At 59.5% G+C, this 26207-nt stretch carries 21 protein-coding genes and 3 pseudogenes; 15 read left to right on the top strand and 9 right to left on the bottom strand.

From position 1 onward, the window contains the following. Positions 1-98: 98 nt before the first annotated feature. A pseudogene (locus B0G71_RS33830) lies at positions 99-554 on the top strand (alkene reductase); the annotation flags it as partial. 215 nt (positions 555-769) lie between these two features. After that, positions 770-1048, top strand: coding sequence for a host attachment protein (locus B0G71_RS33825; RefSeq protein ID WP_309546279.1), 279 nt, complete (start codon positions 770-772; stop codon positions 1046-1048). 226 nt (positions 1049-1274) lie between these two features. On the opposite strand, the gene B0G71_RS33820 is transcribed toward B0G71_RS33825, so the two are convergent. Then, positions 1275-1562 (bottom strand): DUF1330 domain-containing protein, encoded by a 288-nt coding sequence (locus tag B0G71_RS33820; protein WP_116147386.1) that lies wholly within the window; start codon positions 1560-1562, stop codon positions 1275-1277. Between the two features lie 281 nt (positions 1563-1843). Then, positions 1844-3889: an FUSC family protein gene (locus tag B0G71_RS33815; RefSeq protein ID WP_116147384.1), complete on the bottom strand. Its 2046-nt coding sequence runs from the start codon at positions 3887-3889 to the stop codon at positions 1844-1846. A 457-nt stretch (positions 3890-4346) separates the two neighbouring features. Here B0G71_RS33815 and B0G71_RS33810 point away from each other — a divergent pair, with 457 nt between their 5' ends. Together B0G71_RS33810 and B0G71_RS33805 are read left to right on the top strand one after the other, a co-directional pair. Continuing rightward, entirely contained in the window at positions 4347-4742 is a 396-nt protein-coding gene (locus B0G71_RS33810) for a BON domain-containing protein (protein WP_309546278.1), read from the top strand. A 327-nt stretch (positions 4743-5069) separates the two neighbouring features. Continuing rightward, complete coding sequence (locus tag B0G71_RS33805) at positions 5070-6584, top strand: acetyl-CoA hydrolase/transferase family protein (RefSeq protein ID WP_116147380.1); 1515 nt, start codon at positions 5070-5072, stop codon at positions 6582-6584. A 199-nt stretch (positions 6585-6783) separates the two neighbouring features. On the opposite strand, the gene B0G71_RS42755 is transcribed toward B0G71_RS33805, so the two are convergent. Both B0G71_RS42755 and B0G71_RS33795 read right to left on the bottom strand, forming a co-directional pair. Beyond that, the gene (locus tag B0G71_RS42755) at positions 6784-7104 is read right to left on the bottom strand and encodes a DUF3331 domain-containing protein (RefSeq protein WP_181916863.1); all 321 of its coding nucleotides are present in this window, start codon (positions 7102-7104) and stop codon (positions 6784-6786) included. Positions 7105-7399: 295 nt separating this feature from the next. Then, entirely contained in the window at positions 7400-7666 is a 267-nt protein-coding gene (locus tag B0G71_RS33795; protein WP_116147376.1) for a hypothetical protein, read from the bottom strand. A gap of 1173 nt (positions 7667-8839) precedes the next feature. On the opposite strand from B0G71_RS33795, the pseudogene B0G71_RS33785 reads away from it, so the two are divergent. From B0G71_RS33785 to B0G71_RS33765, 5 genes and pseudogenes are all read left to right on the top strand, one after another. Further along, a pseudogene (locus B0G71_RS33785) lies at positions 8840-8936 on the top strand (IS6 family transposase); the annotation flags it as partial. A 109-nt stretch (positions 8937-9045) separates the two neighbouring features. Then, complete coding sequence (locus B0G71_RS33780; protein WP_116147372.1) at positions 9046-10017, top strand: LLM class oxidoreductase; 972 nt, start codon at positions 9046-9048, stop codon at positions 10015-10017. 350 nt (positions 10018-10367) lie between these two features. Further along, a complete protein-coding gene (locus B0G71_RS33775; RefSeq protein WP_116147370.1) occupies positions 10368-11411 on the top strand; it encodes an SDR family oxidoreductase in 1044 nt (347 codons plus the stop codon). A 473-nt stretch (positions 11412-11884) separates the two neighbouring features. Next, on the top strand, positions 11885-12358 hold the full coding sequence (locus B0G71_RS33770; RefSeq protein WP_116147368.1) for a hypothetical protein: 474 nt from the start codon (positions 11885-11887) through the stop codon (positions 12356-12358). A 100-nt stretch (positions 12359-12458) separates the two neighbouring features. Beyond that, complete coding sequence (locus B0G71_RS33765) at positions 12459-13166, top strand: hypothetical protein (RefSeq protein WP_147308737.1); 708 nt, start codon at positions 12459-12461, stop codon at positions 13164-13166. 303 nt (positions 13167-13469) lie between these two features. Here the strand turns inward: B0G71_RS33765 and B0G71_RS33760 are convergent, their stop codons facing one another. After that, on the bottom strand, positions 13470-14372 hold the full coding sequence (locus B0G71_RS33760; protein WP_116147364.1) for a LysR family transcriptional regulator ArgP: 903 nt from the start codon (positions 14370-14372) through the stop codon (positions 13470-13472). A 73-nt stretch (positions 14373-14445) separates the two neighbouring features. Between B0G71_RS33760 and B0G71_RS33755 the strand changes: the two genes are divergently transcribed. From B0G71_RS33755 to B0G71_RS33730, 6 genes and pseudogenes are all read left to right on the top strand, one after another. Continuing rightward, on the top strand, positions 14446-15486 hold the full coding sequence (locus B0G71_RS33755) for an arginase family protein (protein WP_181916862.1): 1041 nt from the start codon (positions 14446-14448) through the stop codon (positions 15484-15486). A gap of 93 nt (positions 15487-15579) precedes the next feature. After that, positions 15580-16362, top strand: coding sequence for an ABC transporter substrate-binding protein (locus B0G71_RS33750; protein WP_116149110.1), 783 nt, complete (start codon positions 15580-15582; stop codon positions 16360-16362). 406 nt (positions 16363-16768) lie between these two features. Then, positions 16769-17647, top strand: coding sequence for a site-specific integrase (locus B0G71_RS33745; protein ID WP_116147360.1), 879 nt, complete (start codon positions 16769-16771; stop codon positions 17645-17647). A 15-nt stretch (positions 17648-17662) separates the two neighbouring features. Next, positions 17663-17857, top strand: a pseudogene (locus B0G71_RS33740) (transposase zinc-binding domain-containing protein); the annotation flags it as partial. 58 nt (positions 17858-17915) lie between these two features. Then, positions 17916-19184 carry an IS256 family transposase gene (locus B0G71_RS33735; protein ID WP_116147358.1) on the top strand — a complete coding sequence of 423 codons (1269 nt, stop codon included), beginning with the start codon at positions 17916-17918 and terminating at the stop codon, positions 19182-19184. Between the two features lie 429 nt (positions 19185-19613). Continuing rightward, positions 19614-20291 carry a hypothetical protein gene (locus tag B0G71_RS33730; RefSeq protein WP_147308736.1) on the top strand — a complete coding sequence of 226 codons (678 nt, stop codon included), beginning with the start codon at positions 19614-19616 and terminating at the stop codon, positions 20289-20291. A gap of 89 nt (positions 20292-20380) precedes the next feature. On the opposite strand, the gene B0G71_RS33725 is transcribed toward B0G71_RS33730, so the two are convergent. From B0G71_RS33725 to B0G71_RS33710, 4 genes are all read right to left on the bottom strand, one after another. After that, complete coding sequence (locus tag B0G71_RS33725; RefSeq protein WP_116147354.1) at positions 20381-21385, bottom strand: LysR family transcriptional regulator; 1005 nt, start codon at positions 21383-21385, stop codon at positions 20381-20383. Between the two features lie 3 nt (positions 21386-21388). Next, positions 21389-22099, bottom strand: a complete 711-nt coding sequence (locus B0G71_RS33720) for a TetR/AcrR family transcriptional regulator (RefSeq protein ID WP_258875714.1) — start codon at positions 22097-22099, stop codon at positions 21389-21391. Between the two features lie 234 nt (positions 22100-22333). Next, positions 22334-23197, bottom strand: coding sequence for a 4Fe-4S dicluster domain-containing protein (locus B0G71_RS33715; protein WP_116147352.1), 864 nt, complete (start codon positions 23195-23197; stop codon positions 22334-22336). 10 nt (positions 23198-23207) lie between these two features. Further along, the gene (locus tag B0G71_RS33710) at positions 23208-26186 is read right to left on the bottom strand and encodes a molybdopterin-dependent oxidoreductase (protein WP_116147350.1); all 2979 of its coding nucleotides are present in this window, start codon (positions 26184-26186) and stop codon (positions 23208-23210) included. Positions 26187-26207: the final 21 nt, after the last annotated feature.

Below are 26207 nucleotides of genomic sequence, written 5' to 3'. Positions count from 1 at the left end.
GGCGTAAAGCGGAACTCTGTGATGTGAACGACGCCGACGCTTTGAAGCATCGATGGCAGCGCTTTTCGGGCCACGTCCAAAACGCCAGGAGCGAATTTATGTCCGATACGGAAATCGCACCCAAGGTACCCGGGCAGAACGACGAACAGGTCAAACTGCGCAAGCTCTTCGAACCCATAAGGATGGGGCCGCACACACTCCGTCATCGTGTCGTGATGGCGCCGCTGACGCGTTCGCGCGCGAGCCGACCAGGCAACATACCGTCGCAGCTCAATGCCTGTTATTACGCGCAGCGCGCAGCGGCCGCGCTCATCATCAGCGAAGCGACGCAGGTGTCGATGCAAGGACAGGGCTATGCATGGACGCCCGGGATCCATAGTCGAGAGCAGGTCGAAGGCTGGCGGCTCGTGGCGGACGCCGTGCACGAGGCGGGGGGATTGATGTTCATGCAGCTCTGGCACGTCGGACGCATATCGCACCCCTCGTTGCAGCCCGATGAAATGCTGCCCGTTGCGCCGTCCGCACTCCTGCCGAAAGCAGAGGCGTTTGCGCAGGAGCGCGGGGAGGCCCCACGGTCCGTCATCGATGGGCGTTGGAGATAGACCGTCGTTGACCGGCGAACTCGCTGCCGCCACACGACGATTTGCGATGGCCGCCGAGTCGGCGACCCGTCACGCTGGGAGGCCGCGCCATGGCTGTCACTACTTGGGTTGTCGTTGCGGACGGCAGCCGTGCTCGAATCTTCGAAACGCCGGGACTTAAACTGGATTTGCGAGAGATCGAAGATCTCGTCAATGTCGCCCCTGCTGGAGCGGCGCTGAGCGAAAAAGATCGTGAAAAATTCGCGAAGACCGTCGCCGACTACGTCGAACAGGGACGGCTTCACCAGCGGTATCAGCGATTGCGATTTGCCGTGGAGCCGAAATTTTTGGGGATGCTGCGCGCGCGTCTGAGCGAGGAAACGCGTCGGATGATATTCGAAGAGATCAACGAAGACCTCTCGGCCCTCGATGCGCGCGAAATTCAAGCGCACCTGCGAAGGCATTGACGGTGACCGCGACGGACCCCTCACGACAAGTTCTGGCGACCAGTGATCGGCGATCGACCAGGATAGCTGTCCTCCTCCGAAATTCGGAGTATCAGCTTACCTAGCCCAGACACCTCGCACAGACAACGCGTAATGCGAGCTGCCGACGGAACGCAAGCGCGCTCCGGTCGCGTGGTCGTGAGCCAAGCCCGCTGAGTTCCACGCGCCGGAGCGTCGCCGCCTTTCGTCACACGCCTTCGACGAGAACTGCGCGGTAACGCGCGCCCTTGAATCGGTGCTGAACGACCTCCTGATACGCCGGGCTGTCGTACCACGCACGCGCGGCCGCTGTCGACGGAAACTCCACGATCACGACACCCTCTGGCGCGTCGCCCTCAAGGACCTGCTGAGGTCCGTAGGCAGCGAGAATCTTGACAGGATGACCTTTGAAGGTCTCGCCCACTTTGCTTTGGTAGACGTCGAGCTCACCTTGATCCTGCGTGCTTTCCCTTGTGAAGACAATATAAGTCGCCATGTCGTGCGCTCCCGCGGTGGTGTGAAGGTGCACAGGATGATGCCATGAACCGCATTTAGCCTCCAGCGCAGCGTCGGCGCGGATGCCGACCCGTAACTTGGGCTAGACAACCACCCGATCCTCGCAGTCCGACATTCCCGAGCCGATCACCGCAGGGATTTCCCCAGGCGATCTCCCTCCTCGCGTCGGACGCCTATCGGACCCACTGCGGTCATACGAGGTTCTGCCACGCAGGAGGCTGCTTCCCGCGGAACAACGCCCACCCATTGACCGCTCGCCGATCAGGAAGCGTTGCCAGGCGCCGCATTGGGAAACAACGACAGCCGAAGCCCAATGAGCGCATGCAGCGCACCTTTGCGCAGCTTGTAGCCGGGTGCATCCGGATCGGCCGCGAAGTTGGCCATGATCCGCGCGATGGCGGCATCAACGTCGATTGCAAGTGCCAGAGGTACGCTTTGACGGTGACCCGATTCGACACACCGTTCATAGTGCGACCGAATGTCGTCGAGCACCCGGTTTAACACGACTGGCAACTCCCCGGGAAACTTGCCCGAGAGTCTGCGCAGGTCGAGTGTATTGAGCGCGATGCGCATGTCGCGCAGGCTTTCGATCGACGGGTTGGCGTAGTCCTCACTTGGCGCCACGCGCGGAATAAGCTGCATGAGCCGGTCGAGCATGCGCGCGTTCAGATCGCGTTGCTGACCGACTGATAACGTGGACCCGCTCAAAATGACATCCCTCCAGTTGGAACGGGTCAGCCGCGCCGCCGCGGCATCTGCTCCAAACGGGCGGATTACCCCCGTCATCAATGAAGCGAAGAGCACCCCGGCCAGCCCTGCGAGATTGGCATTCAGGAAGTTGAGAATGTTCGCGTCATACGCGCTGTCGATACCGAGAAAGGTCGCGGTCGTCAGCGCAACAAGGGTCGATCTCAACGCCCATTTCGGGCGAGGTATCAATAGTCCAAGTGGAACGAAGACGAAAGAAAAGAAAATGACCAGCACCGGAAAGTCCTGGCCACTCGGTAACACGACGAACAGATAGAACGCTGAAATGAAAACGCTCATCGTCGCGCACCTGACGAAAGTGATCATCATGGGCACGGGCTCATCGAGTGCGGCGAAAAAGCAGACGCCGATAGCGCCCAACGAGACAGCCGCCGCACCGTCCTGCCAGCCGGAAGCGATCCACAGGCACGACAGAACGAAAACGACGAGTCCCGCCGAGAAGGCGGAGAACAAGGCAAGACCACGGTCGAGAAACGCGTGCCGGGTGCCGACCCGCCAATGCCGGAAGCGCGGCCGCCAGTTCCCCCGTTCGTGAACGATGATAAGGCGCAGGGTCCGGCAATCGACCCAAAGATCCACTAACTGCCGCAACCGCCACAGCGCGCTGGATAACAACGCCGCCTGCCAGGTCGTCAGTTCGTTACGGGCCGATTCCAGTTGCGCAATACGCATCCGCAATAGGGGCGCCTCGCGCTCCGGGTTCTCGCTGAGCGGCGCGTCCATCCAGCGTCCGATATCGCGCAGCAGTTCGCCGATGCCTGCGGGCGTGTCGGTGCCCGATTTCTGAACGGCCGCGAGTATGTCCGCGAGCGCCGACGTGATCGGCAGTATCAACTCCATCCGGCCTTGAAGTTCCTCGCTGCGAGCGAGTATCACGGGGCTGGCGTGATCGTACGCCAGCTGGCTCAACAGCAACTCGAAGCCGCGCGCACTCGACGCCATCTTTTGACGGCTTCCTGAAACCAGCGCTCCCGCAACTCGGCCATCCAGCGACTCTTTCAGGTAGAGAGTGGCCTCGCGGAACCACGAGTCGGTTCGCTCGATCAGCGTTGGCGCGAGCCGGTTCGGGAAAAGAACGCTGCCGACGATGCTTGCGCAGACGATGCCAAGCGTGATTTCTTCGGTCCGCGCCACTGCAACATCGAAGATGGTCAATGGGTTCGACACGGCTGGCAGGGCAATGACGGACAGCGAATAACTGGCAAGCAGAAACACGTAACTGCGCGCGGCTCGCGTCGAGATCGAAATGTACACGAACACGCTTGTCCATAGCGCTATGAGCGCGCTCAGCAGATAAGGCGTTTCCGCGAATGGCGGCACGAGGGCGACGGAGGCAAGCGCCCCAAGCACGGTACCGAGCGCGCGGTATAGCGCCTTCGATCGTGTCGCTCCGACAAACGGGTTCGATACGATATAGACCGATGCCAACGCCCAGTATGGCCTCGGAAGGTCGAAGTAGAACGCGATGTAAAGCGCGAGCATCCCTGAGAGAAAGGTCTTTAGCGAAAAAATCCAGTCACGTAGCGAAGGGAGTTTCATCGGAAAGATCGCGTTGGGATGAGTCTCTCTCCCAGCAGGTCGGGTTGGGCTTGCAGTGAAACCACCAACAGTGTGCTACGTTTCGCCGGATTCTGCGTGGTCAATCACACGTGGCTGCATGCGCGTCGAGGCCGCAAGTTTTTCGTGCGTCGGCAAAGCGCAGGGCCCAGACCACCAGTTTCCTTTTTTCGCGACCGCGTGTGCCTGGGATCAGCTTGTATCCGGACCTTGCCATCCCTGCCTTGCGGCTCTTCACATGACCGATCAACGCACGAGGCTGTCGTGCCAACGACGGGATGTTCACCTTCTGCGCTCAGCATGGGCGCCTCTGCGCAATGAATCAAGTAACACGAACATTCTGTAACGACCCAATGGACCCGAAATCGGGCCTGGTTATCCTCTAGATAAAGTATCGCTTGGATATCGCGCATGGCCGCCTAGAATTCATCGTGCCCCCATGACATTCAAGCGAACCTGGAACCAGACGATGAAGACAATCAATGTGCTCAGACTTGCCGCGGTCACGCTAGCGACCGTGTTTTCCGTCAACGTGTGGTCGCAAACGGCTGGTACCGCCGCGCCCTCCTCAGGCGCGCCGTCGGCAAGTGCAGGAATGTCGAAGAAAGAGATTCGTAAAGCTAACAGGGCGCTGAGCAGGAAAGTGTCCCAGGCGCTTCAGAAAGGCGGCGTTCAGATGAACGGCATGAACGTAATTGCCAAACGCGGTGCAATCACGCTCGCCGGGCACGCCGCCGATCCGACTCAGATCGACAAGGCCACCGCTATCGCACAAGGTGTCGATGGCGTCTCGTCGGTGAAGAACATTATGACGGTTCAATATGGAGGGCAGTAGGCCGCGGCACGCGAGTGTGTCCATGGCGCACCCTTGTGCGCCGCGAAGTTCGTGTGAAATCGATAGGCGCGTGATGAGTATCGGGTAGTCTCGAAGCGCTGGTCGGGCGATCGCGGCGGTCCGCCTGAAAGAGCTGCGCCATTTCCCACGCAGCATGGTGACGGCGAATTCGGTGATTCGGCGGACCGTACGCATGAGAATACCGAGTGTCGCAATGGCGCGCAATGATAGTCACCGCCGCGCCGGTGGCCATGCCGCCAGGTTTTGCGTTGCTCGAGAGTCTGGCCCAGCGTCTTCGTCGTACCACTATTCGTTCAGCAATCTGCCATGTCATCTTCACGCATCCTCGCCCCCGCATTGCGCTCGTTGGTCCGTTCTGCCGACGAAGCCGCTGCCCAGATTCGCCCCAAAATGACCGTCGCAATGAGCGGCTTTACCGGATCAGGCTACCCAAAAGCGGTGCCGAGTGCGCTGGCGAGGCAAATCCAGGCGGCGCACGAGAGCGGGGAGGATTTCCGCATCAACGTGCTGACAGGCGCCTCGACGGCCCCGGAACTCGACGGTGCGCTGGCCCGCGTCGACGGCATCTGCATGCGCCTGCCGTATCAATCCGATCCCACGCTGCGCGACAAGATCAACGCGGGCGAACTCGAATACCAGGACATCCACTTGAGTCATGTTGCGCAATATGCGTGGTTCGGCCTGTTCGGCGATATCGACGTGGCAATCGTCGAAGTCGCCGGCATTCGTGAGGACGGGCTGCTGATTCCTTCCGCGTCGGTCGGCAACAACAAGACGTGGCTTGAGAAGGCCAGGAAGGTGATCCTCGAAGTTAACTCGCATCAGCCGGCCGGCCTCGACGGGATGCACGACATCTACTACGGCACCGCGCTGCCGCCGAACCGCGAGCCGATTCCGTTGACGAAGAGCAGCGACCACATCGGCGAGCCGTATCTACGCTGCCCCGCAGACAAGATCACCGCGATCGTCGAAACCAACGCACCGGACCGCAGCAATGCCTTCTCGGCGCCGGACGCGACGTCGAAGCAGATCGCCGCGCATTTACTCGACTTTTTGCGTCATGAAGTTTCGCGCGGACGTCTGCCGACGAACCTGCTGCCACTGCAGTCGGGTGTCGGCAATATCCCCAACGCGGTACTCGCGGAATTGAACGCGGCAGGCTTCTCGAATCTGACGGCGTTCACGGAAGTGATCCAGGACGGCATGCTCGATCTGCTCCTCGACGGCACGCTTAGTTGCGCTTCGGCGACGGCGCTGTCGCTGAGCCCGGACGCGGTCACGCGTTTCGCGAACGATATCGACATGCTGCGCGAGAAAATCGTGCTGCGTCCGCAGGAAATCAGCAATCATCCGGAACTCGTGCGCCGCCTGGGCTGTATTGCTATGAACGGGATGATCGAGGCCGATATTTACGGCAACGTGAATTCGACACACGTGATGGGCACGAAAATCCAGAATGGAATCGGCGGGTCGGGGGATTTCGCGCGCAACGGATATCTGTCGTGCTTCATGTCAACCAGCCTGGCGAAGGATGGGGCGATCTCCCGGATCGTGCCGATGGCGAGCCATGTCGATCATACCGAGCATGATGTGGCTGTAGTCGTGACCGAGCAGGGTCTCGCGGATGTACGCGGCCTGTCGCCGAAGCAGCGGGCGCGGAAAATCATTGCGAACTGTGCGCACCCTGATTTCCGGCCGATGCTCGAGGATTATTTTGAGCGGGCATGCCGTGAGAGCTTTGGCAAGCAGACGCCGCATCTGCTGGGCGAGGCTCTAAGCTGGCACGAGCGCTTCGTGCGCACCGGCTCAATGAAGCCGTAATGGCGGCGTTCCGCGCCTTGCGTGCTGGCGCACACAGGCGCAACACTCCTTCCCCTTGCGCACCACCAGCGATCGTTTTTGATCGGTGATCCCCGTAGTCGGCTTGAATATGCCGCTTGTTGTCCGAGTACTCGCGTGGCCAAGTCGCCTTTCACCTGCACTGCGATAGCATTCGCGCGCATGGGAACCGGTAGTTGCTTCACGTATCCCCGCCATGCATGACGAACCTCGGACTTGTGGGATCACTGAGCGCACCGTCTTCCCGAGACAGTGCGGCGGGAAGGATCATCTCGCCTGCGTTGGCAGGACGGGGACGCGAAAACGGCATGAACACGGGTGTCCCGGCAGCGATTGTGCGCCCGCTGAGCACGCACGTCCCCTTATGTGGTGCGTGCCTCAGTCGCCATATCTGCTCTGCGTAACAGCACCCCTGCGGATCACGCCAGGAAACGGTAATAGCGTTCCGGTCGGACCGGTCGAGAACGTCCACCAGTTCGCTTCGGCTGTGAGAATGCTTCATGGAGCGACGCTCCGCGTCGCGCGACGGCGCTGTCCGGCGTACAAGCCCCTGCGACAGAACAGATGGGTGATCGGTTAGCGTTTTCGATCGCAGCAGGTCCAGGATGCCCGACCAGATTCGGTGCTGCTGCCGCCTCGTGACCATGACGTGTTGTCCTCCGTACTGAGCCACCGGCCTCTCAACCGCATCATGGAAGTGAGACCACCGCATGAAGACCCTGCTCCATCGCAGAAAGCCACAGTCTCGCGGGCACCGGCCCTAAGCGAGGATATAACCCACCGCTAGCGAAGCTAGGTTAGCTTCCCTGATAAATATCGCACGACAGTCCGATCACGCACGGTTGACCTCCCCGGGTTTTGCCATAACCATTCCGTCCGCCGGGCTGGGCACCGTAGTCCCAGACATTGTCGCGGTCCATCGGTCTCGCCGGCTGCGTTGCATTCATTGGCTGCTGCCCGGATGACTGATCAACATTGCCCGACGGTTGCATTCCTTGAGCGTCGGCAGCACCAGCCGCCGTGAGCAGAAATATCGCGACGACTGCGGACGTTTGCACTTTCATTTCATCACCTCTTCGTAGTCAACGGGTCGCGTGAGCGACACCAGTTTAGCTGGGAAGCGAGTCCGCACAAGAGAACGCACGGTTGAACCGTCGCTTCAAGTGAGCCGCGCCAAGAAAGCCTGATCGACGCGAAAAGAGGATTGGCCTTGAGCGCAGCCAATATCTACTTCATACCCCGTGCCTATCGCCGGCAACCATTTAAAACTCAAGCTTCCCGAGCGACCAAACGGTCGCTATGAGGCCATTTCCGCTTGCCCTCGAAGTCGGTCGAGCCTCTCGCGTGTCGAGGCACCGGCGCCATCATGACGCGCCTGATCCCGAAAGAATGACAGCGGCACACGGTAAGCCGCACGATCTGCGGGCCAAATCGCCCAAGCGCTTATTTCCATGGAATTGGGAGGGTGCTGAGTACAGCGTACCCGGTCGGGGTCCAGGGCGCGAGTTGGAGTCCGAATTGGCAATTTCAATGGACATTGTGATCCCTAGGCATGTAGCAGTAGCCTCTGCAAATATGTTATAGCGCAGGCAATGACACAGAGTTAGCGAATAATTGAGTCAGCTCTCCGGATGATGTGGAGGAGGCTTCTGGAGGCTAGATAAGGTTGGCCGCAGACCAGGTGAGCTGCGCACCATACTTCACTATCTGATCACCGTTCGAAGAACGTCGCAGCCAGGAAATCCTTGACCGGCCCTCTTGCAGTGTCCGAGTGCCAATGAAGAGAGTTTGTAGCGCCGTTGCTCCAAAGAGCGCGTCGCTCTGCGGCTCTTTCATCGCGAAACAATCCAGATGAAATTGACGCCGGAAAATAGCGCTCTGATCCCCCTTGACGCCAGTGACGAAGACGTGGCTTCTCGGCACTACTTTCAATGAATAAATGACCAACGTCTCTACACGAGCCACGCTGTGCGCCCGCACGCGAGGCGTCGACCGGAAAGCGTCGAGAGCAACATCTGCAGTGCTCCGGCTAAGACCGTTCCTCTTACCGATTCAGTCATTCAGATAACTCGCGACGAAGCAAGATTTCGACACGTTTTGACAGAAACGAGAAAGAAACGCTGGCTCCCTTCCTTTAGACTTATTCCCGTCGCCCGAAAGGTTGTAGTGCAAGTAGCGATCAACGAATTGCTTAGAGTGTCGGACTGACGGATTTGATATCTTGCGACCGTGACGCGATGATTCTTCGAGCGCTGGTATCTGCGCTACAAGCTAAGCCTGCGCGATCTCGTCAAAATGATGGCTGAGCGAAGACTGGCGCTTGCTGACACGACGCAGAAAATCGCAGCGTTCGAGGTGGCCTTGAAAGCGCTGATTAGATACCTGCTCGCAGGCGTCTTTCAGCCCCTCGGAAATCTAGATTTTGAAATATGCAGGCCAGAGCATGTTTACTCCCAATTCCATTCCCTATCAGCAACAACCTGGCTTTCAGCGCACCTACCGCCAAGGCCGCTTGAGCCTGGGTCTTTTCTTTCCCCTCGAAGCCTTCACCGGCGATACGCCGAGTATGTCCGACCAGGTGAGCCTGGCCCAACGTGCGGAAAAGCTGGGTTTCTCTGCCCTCTGGTTTCGCGACGTGCCGTTGCGCGACCCCAGCTTCGGTGACTCGGGCCAGGTCTTCGATCCTTGGGTCTACCTGGGTTTTATGGCGGCACACACTCGCTCGATTGCGCTGGGTACCGCGTCGGTCATCCTGCCAATCCGCAATCCCCTACACACCGCCAAGGCCGCGACCAGTGTCGATCAGCTCAGTGGTGGCCGCCTGCTACTCGGCGTGGCTTCCGGTGACCGTCCAGTAGAGTTTCCAGCATTCGGTGTGGACCCGGAGCAACGCGGCAGCCTGTTCCGCGAATACCTCGAGGTATTTCGCGAGGTTCAGCTCACCAGTTTCGTGCCTTTGACCTGGTCTGGCGGCAGGCTGGAGGGGGCAGATCTGATTCCCAAGCCGACCACAGCGGAGATTCCTTTCTTCGTCACCGGCCATAGCCGCCAGACGCTGGAGTGGATCGCCCGCTACAGTCATGGCTGGATCACTTATCCGCGCGCACCGAAGGCTCAGCAACTGATTGTCGAGCGCTGGCGCACGGCGGTTCGTGCCGAATGTGGTGAACTGTTCAAACCCTTCACCCAGTCGCTATACATCGACCTGACAGATAACCCGCAGACACCACCACGGCCGATCCACCTGGGCTATCAACTTGGGCGATATCACCTGATCGCGCTGCTGCACAGCTTGCAGGAGGAGGTCGGCGTTAACCATGTGATCGTCAATTTGAAATACGGCCAACGCCCCGCAGGGGACGTCATACAGGAGCTCGGTGAGTTCGTTCTACCTGACTTCGTCGTGTCGACATGAGCCGGGAGGGTGCCGGAAAGCGACGATCGGCGCGTTCTATCCGGCCACCGCCACGCCCGGCACATCAGCACTACCCGCTCAGGTAGCCAAAACCTGGGCGAAGAAGGTCCGGGTGCGAACCTCGATACTCTTGCGCGGCGCGGCTTCCGGCGGCCCATGGGGTCCTGATCGGGGCGGTAAGGAGGGCGAAGCGCGCACCGATCAACGGCGCCATAGTTCTTCAGCGGGCTTCGATCTCATAGGGGAATTACAGATTAAGGCGATGTCGCTTCGTGGGGCTGGGAAGCAGCAGACCTGAAGTCGCGATTGGCTGAACATTCTCGTTACGAATCTCTGGAGAGCACACGAACATGAAAACAGTAGTCGTATCAGGCGCGGTGGGAGTTATCGGACGCGGAGTACTCGCACACTATGAAACCAAGGGCGTCGATCTGGTCGCCGTTTCCAGACGCGCACCTGATTTCCCGACGCGCGCCAGGCATTTAGCAGTCGACTTGCTGGACAGAGAGGCCTGCGAGGCGCTACTTGCACAAGTACCGGAAGCGACGCATCTCGTGTTCGCAGCCTACCAGGAGAAGCCGACGCCTGCGGAACTGGTCGAGGTGAATCTGCGGATGTTGAAGAACATGGTTGAGGTCATGGAAAAGCACGCTCCGAACCTGCAGCACGTCGCGCTGATGCAGGGAGGCAAGGCATACGGCGTGCATATTGGCCCGATTCCGTCGCCAGCGAAGGAGAGCGACCCGCGCCATATGCCACCGAACTTCTATTACGACCAGGAGGATTTCCTTCGGGACCGTTCAGTCGGCAAATCGTGGTCCTGGACTGCATTTCGTCCCGAGGGTGTTGCAGGGGTTGCCGTGGGCAATCCCATGAATCTGCTGATGGTGATTGCTGTCTATGGAACCTTAGCGAAGGCCCTGGGCGTTCCAATGTCTTTTCCTGGCTCGCGCGCCGCTTACGACGCGCTCTACCAGATTACCGATACTCGAATTCTCGCGAGCGCCGTCGATTGGGCAGGCGAGTCCGACGCATGCCGAGGCGAGATTTACAACATCACGAATGGCGATTACTTCAGATGGTCTCGCGTCTGGCCGCGTCTGGCGGAGTTTTTCGATGTGTCGGTCGGCGAGCCGTTCCCCATGTTGTTACAGCAGATGATGGCCGACAAGGCAGAACTGTGGAACAGGCTGGTCGAGAAGCACAACCTTCGAGACTACCCGTACGACCAGATCGTGTCGTGGAAGTTTGGCGACATGATTTTCAAAACGACCTTTGACAATATCTCTAGCACGATAAAGGCGCGCAAACATGGTTTTCATGATTGCATCGATTCAGAGGAAATGTACATCGAGATGCTAACCGAGCTCAGGGAGCAACGTTACATTCCTTGAAAGGTTCTGTCGCGCGAAGGCCATCATATAAAAATTCGACGACTGAGATTGACATGGCCGCGATGGCCATAACGGGCAAAACGCCCATTTGCACGATCAGCACGCAGTCGACCAGCACCATCGCCGACATCCCAAGGCGCTCGCGCCAGAGACGGCTGCCACAGCCCCGGCCAAGTATTCGCCCGTGCTTCGCCTCGCAGCGCATATGCGAAAAAAAGTCGGGCGCGAGGCCCGACTAAAGGACGCGCGACATCGAGGTCCGTGTCGCGCACCTGAGAGAATTGCGATTCTCGACGGAACCTGACGAACTTAATGTGACGCGGATCACTATTGCGAACTGAATCTCCCGCTACGCCGCTTGCTTAATCCACCCCTGCTCCTCCATCGCCCACACGCTGTCTACCATTCAGGGGCTGGGAGCGGCCCGCGAGCCTGCATTACGCCTCGCTACGCTGTTTGTAGCCGGAGATACTGTGGGACTTCATGCCGCCGTACTCGAAGCCGCCCGACATCAGGTGGACAAGTTCGAGTTTCGTGTCGAAGCCGACTCCCAGTTCGCGGTGGAGGGAGAAGGCGTTGAGGCAACAGTGGACGATGTCAGCCTTGACATTCCCGATGCGACCGGCGCAACGCTGGACACTATATCGCACGACGACGGGCAGGCGGTGATCAGGGTTAGTGGAACCGCCTCTTTGAATATCGACGTGCACTTCAGCTTTGAAAAATTTGACAGCGTTGATCGCGATTACGTGGGCATGGGTAGCGCCACAATTTCTGACGACGTCGAAATTGAGTTCGAGGCGCTGGTGACGGTCCAGATCGATGCAGATGTGCTGACACTAGACGGTGTCGAATTGCTGCCGGTAACGCACGACATGCATTTCAACGACATCGAACCGGACTGGATGACCGACCACGACAACTACGACACTTACGACCGGCAGTAAGGTGAGCGCAAGTTGGTCATATCTATGACCGCATCCTGCCGCAAAGCCGGCTTGGACCACTTCGCTCACTGAGCGCGCCACAAACAGGATGATGGAAAACATGGCGATCAAGCGGTGGCTTCATCTCAGTGAGCTCGGTAGCGACCCGTGGGTGCTGCCCATCTATACCGCTTGGAACCAGGCCGTGGAGGAACACCGTGTGGCGGCGCGGACGGATGCAATCACCGAGGCGGGACTACACATCACGACTCGGCTGAATCTGCTTCGTCACATTGTGCGCCGGCTAAATCAGGATTGGGACGCCCTGGCAAAAGAGATCAACAACCACGTCAGTAGCGAGCACCACTACACACCGGACCGCGAAGGCATCGCGTTGCCCGTCGACGATCACATGAAGTACCTGATAATAGCCGACTTTCATTCCGTCCTCTCTGAGGTCGACGCCTGCATCGACTCCATGAAGGCCTTCATGCACGCCCTGCACGACCACGTCGGCCAGCCCATCACGCCAAAGCAACGCATCGAGATGATCAATTCGTGGATGCACGAGCGTGGTGTCGACCCCAAATGGTTTAACCGACTGTCCAGCGCCCGGAATTTCATCGCGCATGTCGGCGCGTTCTATCTAGCCCTAGACACCACCGATCCTCACTGGGACCTGCTGCTGGTCAAGAGGAACATAAAGCAGTTTGATGACCCAGACACCCACGTGCGGTTCTTCAGCGTCACGCAGATCGTGGAGGATTTCCTGGACTGTAGGGCGGCAATGCAAGTGCATCTCGTCGCCCTGTTCGAAGCCGCGAAATGATCGCGCTTTCGGGCACTACTCACTGAGCATGGTGAATGCCTGCTCGCTGCTTGTGAACAGTCACCACAGAGTTGGAAACTGTTAGCCCGTAAAGGATCGTGTTATGCCATTTGCATCGAACACACGGCCGAGACGATCATCGCACTCGGCCGTGGGGCGCTGGTCGGCCATCAAGAGACAGCGGTTCGGCGCCACCGAATGGCCGGTCATGGCGCCATCGCAGCCAGCTAAAGCATCGATAGTCGGTGTCTCTATCGCCGTGGTCTCGCCGCTGCCTCCTGGCGAATCCCAAGTGGGTCGAGGTCAGGTATCTGAGTCGGTGTTTTCGAGGCTACTTCGAGCAGCAGCCAGCACGGCCTCAGACAGCGTCGACAGCAGGGGTGAATCGACCTTCCAGACCTGCCAATAGAGTGGAATGTCCAGCACGGTGGAAGAAAGGCGTATCAGATTTCCTGCAGAGACGTGCTCTTTCACAACGGCGGTGGGCAACATACACCAGCCCAGCCCAAGCAACGCCGCTCTTACCTGATCATGTGTGCCACTGGGAATGAAATGCACGGGGCACGACAACGGCTTACGGCTTGCGCGTCGCACCAGCTTACTTTCAATGAAATCGTTTCTGTCGGCACGAAGCATCGGTGTGACGGCAATCGATCGCTGGTTGAATCCTGAGTCAAACCATTCCGCCGCGAAAGAACGACTCGCTACCGCTATGTAGTTCAATGCACCAATGTGCCGAACTGTGCATCCAGGGACCGCGACGCTTTCCGACGTAACTGCAGCAACGACAGTACCGTCACGTAACGAGCGCTGCGTGTGATCTCTATCCATCGCGCGCAGATCGAGTTGTGCCGTCGACTTCTTTGCGAATTCCGCCATTGCGCCGAGAAACCACGTTGCGAGTGAATCGTAATTCACCGCCACGGATACTACACGTGCCTCGCGGCGAGCCTCGTCGATCAATAGTTCGGCCGCCTCGTCCTGTAGCAACTGAATTTGCTGGGCCAACCGCAATACGACCTCTCCGGGCTCGGTTAGCCGAACCGGCGAAGAACGTACGACAACCGGGCGCCCCACACGATCCTCAAGCGCCCGGATGCGCTGCGACACCGCTCCCGGCGTAACGTTTAATTGCCTGGCAGCAGCGTCAAAACTTCCCTCTGTTACCACTGCGCGTAGCGCAGCGAGCTCTCGCAGTTCGATCATGGGCGGTAACAATAGTTTTGCTAAAGTCAGATTATAAACATTAGCTTCACAAGTGTTTGTGGCGCTTGTACCTTTGAGCCGTTCCCCGCAAACGACCCTGAGAAATCAAGTGCAAGCCCATACGTCGCAATCGAGCCGCCCAACAGCCACAACGCTCAGAAATACATCCGAGCCACTGCGCCCGTTCCTCGACTGGCCGGTCGTAACGACCCCATCCGAATGGTCGGGAAACGTCGCGCTGCTGGGCGTTCAGCGCAGCGAGCCTTACACCAGAGATGGAGTTCCCAACGATCAGGCGCGTGCGCCCGACGAAATTCGCCGGCTGTCCTTCCAGTTCTGCGATGGACCCGATCACTGGGACTTCGATCTCGATCGCCCCCTCTGCGAGTTGGCCGGGATGCGTCCAATCGACTGCGGAAACATGACGTTCAGCGATGGCGACTATGAGGCGTTTAGTACCTGGCAAACCTCGGTGTTGCGACAGATGTGGCGTAGCGGCATGCAGGTCGTTCTATTGGGTGGGGACCACGGCATCACTATCCCCGCAATCGAAGCAATGGACGTCTTAAACGAGCCCGTACACATCGTCCACATCGACGCGCATCTGGACTGGCGAGACTCTGTCGGAGACGTTCGTAACGGATATAGCAGCCCGCTGCGTCGTGCCAGCGAAAAACCGTGGGTAGGTGGGATGACGCAAATCGGATTGCGGGGCACAGGAAGCGCGCGTCGCAGTGAAATTGAAGCTGCGCAAGCGTACGGATCGCGGCTTTTCACGGCAAATGAAATCCATCGCAACGGAATGCAACAGGTCGTCGACACTCTTCCCGAAGGAGGTCTTGTCTACGTCACCATTGACGCCGATGGACTTGACCCGTCGCAAATGCCGGGCGTGCTTGGTCCGTCACCGGGTGGCCTGAAAGTGGAGCAAGTGATCCCTTTGCTGCATGCAATCGGGCGGAAGAGCACGATCGTGGGGCTTGATGTCGTGGAAATTGCGCCTTCGTTCGACTACGAAAACGCCATTACCTGCATCACAGCCGGCCGACTCGTAATCAATGCCTTGGGAGCGAGTTGGCGCGATGGTCCTCCTAGTATTCCGAACGCACGGTAAACATAGTCCCCGAACTGACTTTACGGGTCTGTCATCGATGTCTGCCCGGTCCAAAGAGGCAATCGAAAACGACACATATTGGAGATGATCAAAATGAAAAAACTTCTGGCAACCCTAACTATCGCATTGCTGGCCACATCAGTCTTTGAAGCCGCATATGCGAAGGACAGTGACAGCATTTACTTTGGCGTCGATCCGAGTTACGCGCCATTCGAATCCAAAAGCGCCGGCGGCAAACTTGTCGGCTTCGACATCGATCTGGGTGACGAGATTTGCAAACACCTGCATGCGAAATGCGTGTGGGTGGAGAACGATTTCGACGGGATGATTCCCGCTCTCAAGGCGCGGAAATTCGACGGCATCCTGTCGTCCATGATGGTCACGCCGAAGCGCGCGCAGCAAGTCTCATTCTCGGACAAGCTCTACGCCGCGCAGTCCCGCTTGATTGTGAAGAGGGGCTCACCGTTGCAACCGACCGCGGAGTCGCTTGCGCATAAAAAGGTAGGGGTTCAGCAAGGTACAGTTGAGGAAACCTATGCCAAGACGTACTGGGGTCCAAAAGGCGTCGAGGTGATTCCGTACCAGAACCAGGACTTCGTGTATGCTGACCTGAAGCTCGGACGACTGGACGCGTCGTTGCAGGACGGCGTACAGGCGTCGCTTGGTTTTCTCAAGACGTCTAATGGTGCCGACTACACATTCTCCGGAGCCTCGCTGAAGGACGCTGACATTCTCGGGGCGGGCACGGCGATTGGTCTGAGAAAGGGTGATGATGAGCTTCGCAGCCGAATCGATGATGCGATTTCCGCTATGCGTAAAGACGGCACTTACGACCGATTGCAAAAGAAATACTTTGATTTCGACATCTATAACTGAGTAGATTCCCTGACGCGCGGCCGCTACCGTTGACATTGTCTCCTTGAGCCAAGCGATCTGGGCGAGTCTGCGACCGCCGAAATGCCGGAGCGAAGGTCCGCGACGGAGCGGCATGGCCCCCTCGACATGCTCACAAGCTGGGTCCCCTCCCGATAGTCGGCAACCGCTTCGACAATAGATGACTGTCCGGAATGTGTCGACCAACAGTCGGTCGCGTGCGGTAGCCGACCGTCCACAGTGGGTCGATTTGGTGCGCTCGCCGTCGGCCCGGGTTCGGCCAACGGACTAAACCGCTCGCGCGGTATGGGGCTTCGGTCCAATGCTAGTGGTTCTGGAGAGGAAGCCGACTCTGTTTTCATGTTGAAGGGCGAGGCAATCCGCCTCGTCGTTCAACGGGAGCAGAGTCATGACCCACACACCTCAGCCCATCAGTCCCCTGCGCCAGCGCATGACCGACGACATGCGCATGCGTCAGCTCGCACCGAAGACGCAGGCCGGTTATCTGCGTGTCGTACGCGAGTTCACGCGCTTTCTCGGACGCTCTCCTGACACCGCCACCGTCGAGGACCTGCGGCGCTACCAGTTGCATCTGGTCGACCACGGCGTGTCACCCGTGTCGCTCAACGCGGCGATCACCGGACTGAAGTTCTTCTTCGAGATCACGCTCCACGAGCCCGACCTGATGGCACGCATGCAACCCGTGCGCGTGCCTCGCGTCCTGCCGGTCGTGCTCAGCCCGGACGAAGTGGGCCGCCTGATTGCCGCCACCGGCAATCTGAAGCATCAGACCGCACTATCGGTCGCCTACGGTGCCGGCTTGCGCGCCAGTGAGGTGGTGGCGTTAAAGGTCGGCGACGTCGACGGCCAGCGCATGACCCTGCGCATTGAACAGGGCAAGGGCCGCAAGGATCGTTACGCCATGCTCTCGCCGGTGCTGCTTGAACGCCTGCGTGTCTGGTGGCGAGTGGCGCACGCGCAGGGCCGGATGCTGGAGCGCGGCTGGCTGTTTCCGGGCCTCGATCCGGTCGATCCGCTCAGCACGCGGCAGCTCAATCGCGCCATCCATGCCGCCGCCGAGGCCGCCAACATCGACAAGCGTGTCTCGATGCATACGCTACGTCACAGCTTTGCGACCCACCTGCTGGAGCAGAAGGTCGACATCCGCGTGATCCAGGTCCTGCTGGGGCACAAGAAGCTGGAGACGACAGCACTCTATGCGCAGGTCGCCACCGACCTGCTGCGCGAGGTGATCAGTCCGCTGGAGAAACTTCAGAACAACGGCTGAACACGGCACACAGCCGTGCCCGAAGTCGCGGACGTCTTCCGCGCGCATGGGCCCTTGTGGCGACGGACCGTACAGCTGAGTCTGGGACAGCTGAAGGTCATGTCGGCGATCGAACAGTGCCGCAGCGCGGCGCTGGGTGGACATGTGTTGCGGTGTTCCGGTTGCGAACAGATCGAGGTTGCCTACAACTCCTGCCGTAACCGCCATTGCGAGCCTGTCAGATTTTTAGTGTGTCGAGGTCATGAGACGATAACGGAAATAACGTCCAATGACCGAAACAACAGTGACCAAGAAGAGCAAGAACCCGAAGGCGCCGAAGCTGTTCCCCGATGAGCTGATCGATCAACTGCTGGCGCAGGTGCAGAACAGGAACGCCGAGTCGGTTCTCGGGGAATCGGGCCTGGCCGGGCAACTGAAGAAGCAACTGGCTGAGCGCATGTTGGCCGCGGAGCTGACGCATCACCTGGAGAGCGAGGCGGAGCAAGGCAGCGCCGGCAACCACCGCAACGGTACGAGCCGCAAGACAGTGCTCACACCCAACGGCGAACTGACGCTGGATATCCCGCGAGACCGGCAGGCGACGTTCGAGCCGCAACTGGTCGGCAAGTACCAGCGCCGGCTGGCGGGATTCGACGACCACGTCATCAGCATGTACGCGCGCGGCATGAGCGTACGCGAGATCCAGGCTCACCTGCTGGAGCTGTACGGCCTGGAAGTGTCGCCCGATCTGATTTCCACGGTCACCGACGAGGTGCTGGCTGAGGTCGAGCAGTGGCAACAACGCCCGCTCGAGGCGATGTATCCGATTGTGTATTTCGACGCACTTCGACTGAAGATCCGCGACGAGGGCACGGTCAGGAACAAGGCGGTGTACCTGGCGCTGGGCATTCGGGCTGACGGCCGCAAGGAAGTGCTGGGCTTGTGGATCGAACAAACCGAAGGCGCCAGGTTCTGGCTGAAGGTTTTCAACGAGTTGAAGAATCGCGGTTTGCACGACATCCTGATTGCGGTGGTCGACGGCCTGCGTGGGTTCCCGGAGGCCATCGAGGCGGTGTTTCCGGCCGCGCAGATCCAGACCTGCATCGTGCATCTGATCCGTAATTCGCTGAATCTGGCGAGCTGGAAGGACCGTAAGCCGCTGGCTACCGCGCTCAGGCCGATCTATCAGGCCGCCTCGGCTGAAGCGGCGGCCGCGGCGCTCGAGGCCTTTGCGCAAAGCGAATGGGGCCGCAAATTCCCTACCGTCCCGGCCATGTGGCAACGCCAATGGGAGCAGGTGATTCCCTTCTTTGCCTATCCTCACGAGGTGCGTCGAATCGTTTATACGACCAACGCCATCGAGAGCATGCACATGCAGTTGCGCAAGATCGTCAAGAATCGTGGCCACTTCCCGAGCGACGAAGCCGCCAGCAAACTGCTGTATCTGGCCTTGCGCAACATTGAAAAGGATTGGAAGATGCCGCCTATCACCTGGCGGCAAGCTGTCAATCAGTTCGCCATTCTGTTCGGTGAGCGATTCACCGCCGCCATCAGCTGAGATTTTTAACCGGCCTCAGCACACGAAATTTCTGACACCTCCTCTATCGCCGGACACGAGCTTCGCGCTCAACCGCTTACCCCTTCAGTCCCCTTACGCTGCGCACACAAGACCCTGCCCCCGCGCTGTTCGGATGGGGGTATTGCAGAGTAGCCCCATCCGAACAAAGCCCTTCAGACCGCCTTCCCATTTTTCCCTTTCCGAGCCACTTCAATATTGGCAACTGCTAATTAGCACGGCCGCGCGTCTGGACGGGCCACCGCCTTTCATGGATCACCCAACACCACGCAAAAAACCCTCGGACTTGCCGTTGCCACCCTGCTCGCCGTCGCCGCTATTGCGCTGTGGACCCTGCTCGCCCGGTTCGAACCATCCATCAAGTCCGCCATCGAGACGGAAGGCGCGCTTGCGACCCAGACGCAGGTGCTCGTGGGTAGCGTCGAATTCTCGCCCTTGACCGGCGTGGGCGCGCTTGATGGACTTACAGTGGGAAACTCCACTGGTTTCTCTTCGCCCTACGCCGTAGTGGTGGACCGTATCGCCTTGCATGTGGAGAGCGGCTCACTTATCGGCGGCGGCCCTGTCATTGTTGATTCCGCCACAGTCATCGCCCCGCAGATTACTTACGAGGCGCAAAGTCCCACCGCCACCAGCAACCTGGAGACCATCAAGAACAAAGCCCAAGCCTATTCCGCCACCCCGGCCGCCATCCAGGCCGGCAGCCACCCGCGCAAGGTCATCATCCGCAACCTCATCGTAATGGGCGGCGCGCTCTCACTTGACATTCACCTGCCCGGAGGCGCGCTCACGGTACCGCTGCCTCCGCTGCGTCTCGCCAATGTCGGCGCGACCACAAACGGCGCCACTCCGCCCGAGATCATCCGTGCCGTTTGCGCGGCGCTCGCGGACGAATCGAAAAAGGCGGTCACCGAGGCCATCGCCCAGAAGCTCAAATCCGTTATCAGCGTCCTCAAGCCGCCCGTAGGTGGGTTGCCAAAGTTGCCTTCGCCCCCGTCGCGGCCGTCGCCTCCGTCGCTGTCGTCCCGGCCATCCCTGCCATCGCTGCCCCCACCCGGCCTACCCTTGCCGCCCCCTCCGGGCTTTTAGGGCTTTTAGGGCTTTTAGGGCTTTTAGGGCTTTTAGGGCTTTTAGGGCCTTGCGTCACTCATAGCCGAGCAACGAAGGCAGCACATGAGTCATGGACAAGACCCGCGCCCGCCCTCGCACCTGGCCCCAGCATCCTCCTTCCCGGCCGACTCTACAGCCAACGCGGCGTGAGTCGTCGTCGAGCGGCGGGCAGCTTCCATGCCCCGTTCGAAAAACTCCGCGGTATGGTCGATGAATGCCCTGACCTTTGCGGGCAACAGCGCGCGCCCGATATAGGCCAGTCGGACTTCCGCCGCCGTGTCGACGATCTCGAAGTTTTCCAGCAGACGCACGAGCCGGCCAGCCTTGATATCCTGTTCCACAAGCGTGAAGGGTAGCAAGCCAACACCGAATCCCTCGAGAATGATGTCGCGGTTGAATAGCGGGTTATTCGAGGCGATTTCGTATTTGATTGGCACTGCCACGTTTTCCTGATCGATCCGGAAGGTAAGCGTCGGCTTGTGCATCGAGGGGGGCACCGTGACAAACACATGATCGGCCAGGTCGGCAGGATGCCGCGGTGGCGCGCGCCTCGCCAGGTATGCCTGCGTTGTGACAACGACCAGCGGCAACCGCTGGAGAAGGCGCGTCACAGCCAGATCCGTCGCCAGCATGAACGGCAGTACGATCCCCAGGTCGTATCCATCGGCCGTCAGGTCGACAGATCGCTCGGTCAAAGTGATATCCAGAGTGATATTCGGATGTTTGCGCTTGAATGACGCAATCAACGGTGCAAGCCATGTCAACGCAGTTGTAGTGTGCGCGACCACGCGTAATACACCCGCCGGTATTCGTCCTCGACCTGCGGCGCTCGCTTCCAGGCAGTCCAGATCGTCGAGAACGCGGCAGCATCCCTCGTAAAAGTGCTCCGCGGCTTCCGTGAGCGAAAACTGCCGCGTGGAACGGTGAAACAGGCGCGTTCCCAGACGCTCTTCAAGCGATGCGATTGAGCGTGAAACAACCGATGGTGACAGGTCCAACGTTTCGCCAGCGCGTCGGAAATTTCTCACTTCGACGATGGTGCGGAAGAGACGCAAGCTTTCGATATATTCCATGGTCTAAGTTTTCGAGCATCTTGACATCTTGCTATCACAACACATTGCGGCCTCGCTCAGCGATTCACCCGCCTGCGGCACACGTACCTTATGCATCGGCGGTGTTTTTTCCATTGGCTGCCGAGACAGTACAGACGAAGCAAATTCCGCCAGCATTATCTGGATCGACTGGTCGGTCGCTCCCTCTGGATCGCACATATTTAAGAGCTGCATGCCATCGCACAGACTCACGAATCCGAGCGCGAGCGCGTCCGCCCGCAGTGGCAATGCGTGGTCGCTTTCGGTCAGGCGCGTCCGGATATGGGCGCTGACCTGTAAAAGCGTTTCTCGTCGCAACGCATGAACCCGCTCCTGAAAGGCGCTGTCGCGGCGCGCAAGGAGGTACGCCTCAACCCAAAGCGGAAAGCATTCGCGTTCACGGTGGGAGCGGACAATATGAGCAATCTCGCGCGCAGGCGTGCCGCCATCTTCAGGGGTCGCCTGAACATTCTGCTGCGCCTCAGCGGCGTCGCGCCGCAACAGTTCCGTCAGCAGGTCCTGTTTGTTACTGAAATTGGAGTAGAACGCGCCCCTCGTGTACCCTGCGGCCTCAACGATGTCCTCCACGCTCGTCGCAGCGAAACCCTTCTCGATGAACATGGTCCTTGCGGCGCCGTACAGGCGCTCCCGGGTCTGCTCTTTTCTGCGCGCGTGGCTCAGGCGTTCGGGCTTCATGGCGTGGCTAAAGGCGATCTCACCGTCCGCGCTCGCCTGCGCAAAGACGAACCTGTGAAATCGCTGTTTCTCGAAGACCCCGCTGAAACCGGCTCAGGTTACCCAGCGGACTATCGATATTAAACTCACAACTGATCATTTAGTCAATATGTAAATTAAGGGCTCGAGCGAGGCTGGAGCCAGCGGCCGCACGTTCGGTCCGCCGACTCAGCCACCGGCGCCCAGATTGGCGTATCAGTTGCCCTCCACCTCGACGGCAGACAGCGCGAGGCTGATTTCACCGAGGTACACGCTTTCACCGACGACACACTCGCGCGATGCATTTCCCAGAGCATGACAAATCTCGATCCGGTACATTCCGCTATCTTTCGCGAGACCCCCGAACCGAAAATCGCCGAACGCGTCCGAGACAGTTTCTGCAACGAGTTGATCGCCCGAATACAGGACAATCGCGGCACCCGCGACGCATTCAACTACGCGCCCGACCGTAGCACTGACGCTTCCGCCTATAAAGCAGCTTTTCCAGCGTTTCAAGCCGCTGTACCACACGCGAGGTTTTGTCTCCAGATTGAGCCGCAAAACCTCGAGCCCTTCACGCCGGGCTTTTTCCGCCATGGCGGCGTCATCGAGCTTGACAGCCTTGAAGACGCCAGTGGGGCAAGCCTGCTCGCAGCGCGGATGCTTCCAACCCTGGTCGAGCAGATGCGCGTCGAAGATCCACGTCTGCGGCAGTTGCAGTTCCTCGTTCCAGACTATCGCCTTGTACGGGCAGGACTTGACGATGTCTTTGCGCCCTCGCGCCTTCTCCGGATCGATGATGACGATACCGTCGGATCGCTTGCGGATCGCATCGCCGCCGACGCGCATGCAGGGCGCGTCGTCGCAGTGGTTGCACATCACCGGCAAGTACGTCGTTTCGACCATGTGCGAGTCGCCCTGCACGCGGCGCAGGATGCGAATGGGGCTTTCGGCGCTGGCCGCGGCAGGCGCGGCGTAGCCGGGAAAGTCATTACCGACGTGCTCATCGCGTGCAGCGATGACGCAGTTCTGGCAGTTCTCGCATTGCCCGACCTTGATAACCAGATTCCACTTGCTCATCGTGTGCTCCTCACGCTGCGCGACGGATCATGAAAGCGTCCGCGCCTTTCCACTTTTCCACCTGCACAAGACATGAATTCGGACTCATGCTGCTCGTACCCGCCGTCTGGGGACGATCCGACGTCAGCAGATTCATGCAGCCGCCGATTTCGACCCCCTCGCCTTCTATTTCGATCAACTGGAATTCAGCGCTCGCCTCGTAGGACTTGACTACCCCGGCAGCGACCAGGGGCGATACATCAGCCGCGCAGATAACCGCACCCCGGTCGTTGTAGACCTTGACGAGATCGCGATGGGTAATGCCGCGGGCCGCCGCATCGACGGAACCGAGTCGCAACAGCCAGAAGCGATGTCCGCCAATCAACGCACGATGATCTTCGATGCTGTTGACCGACGAGTTCTTGCCGTCGCAATGGGTGTGGAAACTGTAACGGCTATGCGTGGCGATCAGTTGCAGTGGATACCGCTGGGCGAGTGGGGAGCGCAAGCCCTCCCAGGACGGGATGTATCGGTTCACCGGCGGTCGCTCCGGGTTGTCCGCTGTGTGCCGTTTCAGCAACTCCGGTACGAACTCGAGCTTGCCGCTAGGCGTCTGCAGGCCCATGCCGAATTTCTCGGCATACTGCGACGGCATCGGATGCGGCTCCGGCAGATCCTTGCGTCGGCCTTCCGCGAACCAGCGCATATCCACGGGGGAGCGCAAACCCGGTTTTTCGGTCGGCACAACGAAGTAGCCCTTGCGGCAGAACTCGCGCCACGAAACGTGATCCGGCAGATCCGACGATTCGAATACCCGCTTGACCCAGTCCAGCTCGCCGCAGCCCTCGGTGAACACCCCGCCGAGTCCCAGCCGGGTCAAAATAGCGGTGAAGATGTCATAGTCGGAGCGGGACTCGCCCAGCGGTTCGATGCACTTATGTTGCAACGTGATCATACGGTGATTGACCGTGTTGAAGCCGTGATGCGCGTAGCCGCCGGAATTCGACCATTCGCCGATGTCCCACCGCTCGAGCGATGTGCATGCAGGCAGAATGATGTCGGCGAACTGCGCCTCGCCTTCCATCCAGATCGACTGATTGACCACGAATTCGATGCTCTCGTGACGGTACGCGTCGGCCCAGCGCCCCGATTTCGTGACCGTGCTGAAGGAAGAGCCACCATAGCGATAGATCATGTGGATCGGCGAATACCCGGGCATCGGGTAACTGAACGGCGCGAACTGCGCTTCCTGGGACATGCCGTCCCAGAGATAGCCTGTGGCATGGCCGTCGATGATGGCATCAGGCAACTGCTGCCGCGGCACCATCTGCTTGACCGGATTCATGGTCAGGATGTGCGGCATGCGTTGATAGTTGTTCACGGCGTTCGCGGTCCACGCGAGCTCGCCCGACATCCCACCATCCGCGTAGCCCGGAAAGTAGAAGTTGAGGTCGTGCGGAGCCCCGATCTGGAGGCAGCCGAAATTCACGCCCGGCTTGCCCCATCCCTGCATCGCCATCATCATGATCATGCAACGTGCCCATTGGGCCCCCGTCGCACCGCGTCCAGCTCCGCCGAATCCCGCACCCGTCATTCCGACGGCGAGATAGACCTTCCTCGTCCCCCACCGCCGAGCGAGGGCTCGAACGTCTTTGGCGGGCACTCCGGTTTCCAGTTCCTGCCATTCGGGCGTCTTGGCCACGCCATCGGTCTCGCCGGTCAGATAGGCCCGCCATTCGTCGAACCCGGTCGTCCGGTTAGCGACGTAATCCTTGTCGTACAGCCCTTCCGTGAGCCACACATACATGATGGCGGTGGCGAGCGCTGCATCCGTTTGCGGTCGTACCGGAATCCAACGCCCGCCCAGCAACTGGGCGGTCGGATTGCAGTGCGGGTCGATATGAACGAACTCGATCCCCAGTTCCTTGGCCCAGAGGCGCCGCGGCGTGCCTTCGAATCCGGCGTAGGCGCCATTCGTGCTTTCCGGGTCACTGGACCAGAAAACAATCATTTCGGCCTCCTTAAGGCAATCCTCGATTCCGCCATAGCCGGAGGGCACGCCAACGCGCATCGAGTTGCCGAAGTGATGCATGGCACCCCAGTACCAACCCTCCCAGCTGTCCGGATTCGCGGCCACCCGCGTGAAGCCGATCAGGTTGGCAAAACGCGTCAGCGCACTGAGGTAGTAGCCGATATTGCCCCACTGGTGATGCGACGACATGGGAAACGTGATGGAGCCCGGACCGTGAACACGCTTTTGCCGGTTGATTTCTTTCGCGACGATGTCCAAGGCCTCGTCCCAGCTGATCGGCACGTAGCCGGACTTGCCACGGCTTTGCGGATTGCGTTCGCCGTCAGGGTCGAAGTCAACCCGCTTCATCGGGTGAAGGATGCGCTTCTCGGAGTAGACGAGCGACTTGACCGACAATGCGTGCGGTGCGACGAGACCGCGCCGCGGCGGGCTGAAACGGCGCCCGCGCGCCTCGATCTCCCAGCTCGGCGCATCCTTGCTGTCGAGATCGACCGGCGTCACGCGAACGATGCGTCCATCCTTCACGTACACGAAGAGAGGGCCGCCGTTGGTGCACGTCGTGTAGCGCTGCGTGCCGTCGCGCATGGGTGTACCCATCGGCAGGCTGATGGTTTGCATCATGCTGAGCGTTTGCATGAACCACACCAGCAGTTCATCTTCGCCTTCAGTCACCACCGTGAAATTTTTCGCCGCATGGATGATCTCCAGGTAGTCCGGACTGGGGGAGAGAAATTTCAGGGCAGTGGCCACGTCCTTGAACACCATGCGGACGTCGGGCCGCGGATGCGTGCCCGCACACGACCGGATGCGGCCGTTCTTGATCTTGAGGACGCGACCGACGCTTTGATCCATGAGCCCGATCCACGCGACGAGATCGCGCTCTTTTAGCCGGTCGCGATAGGCAGGGAAGCGGCGCGCCGTTAGGTCGAGGACCTTGGGCATGGCAAAGAGAATGGTTTTGAGGATCTGTCGTTTCATTTTTTGATCCAATGGGAAGAC

This window comes from Paraburkholderia sp. BL27I4N3, assembly GCF_003386115.1.
GTDB lineage: Bacteria > Pseudomonadota > Gammaproteobacteria > Burkholderiales > Burkholderiaceae > Paraburkholderia.
The sequence above is the reverse complement of the archived record's forward strand: the minus strand, read 5'-3'. Positions and strand labels throughout refer to the sequence as shown.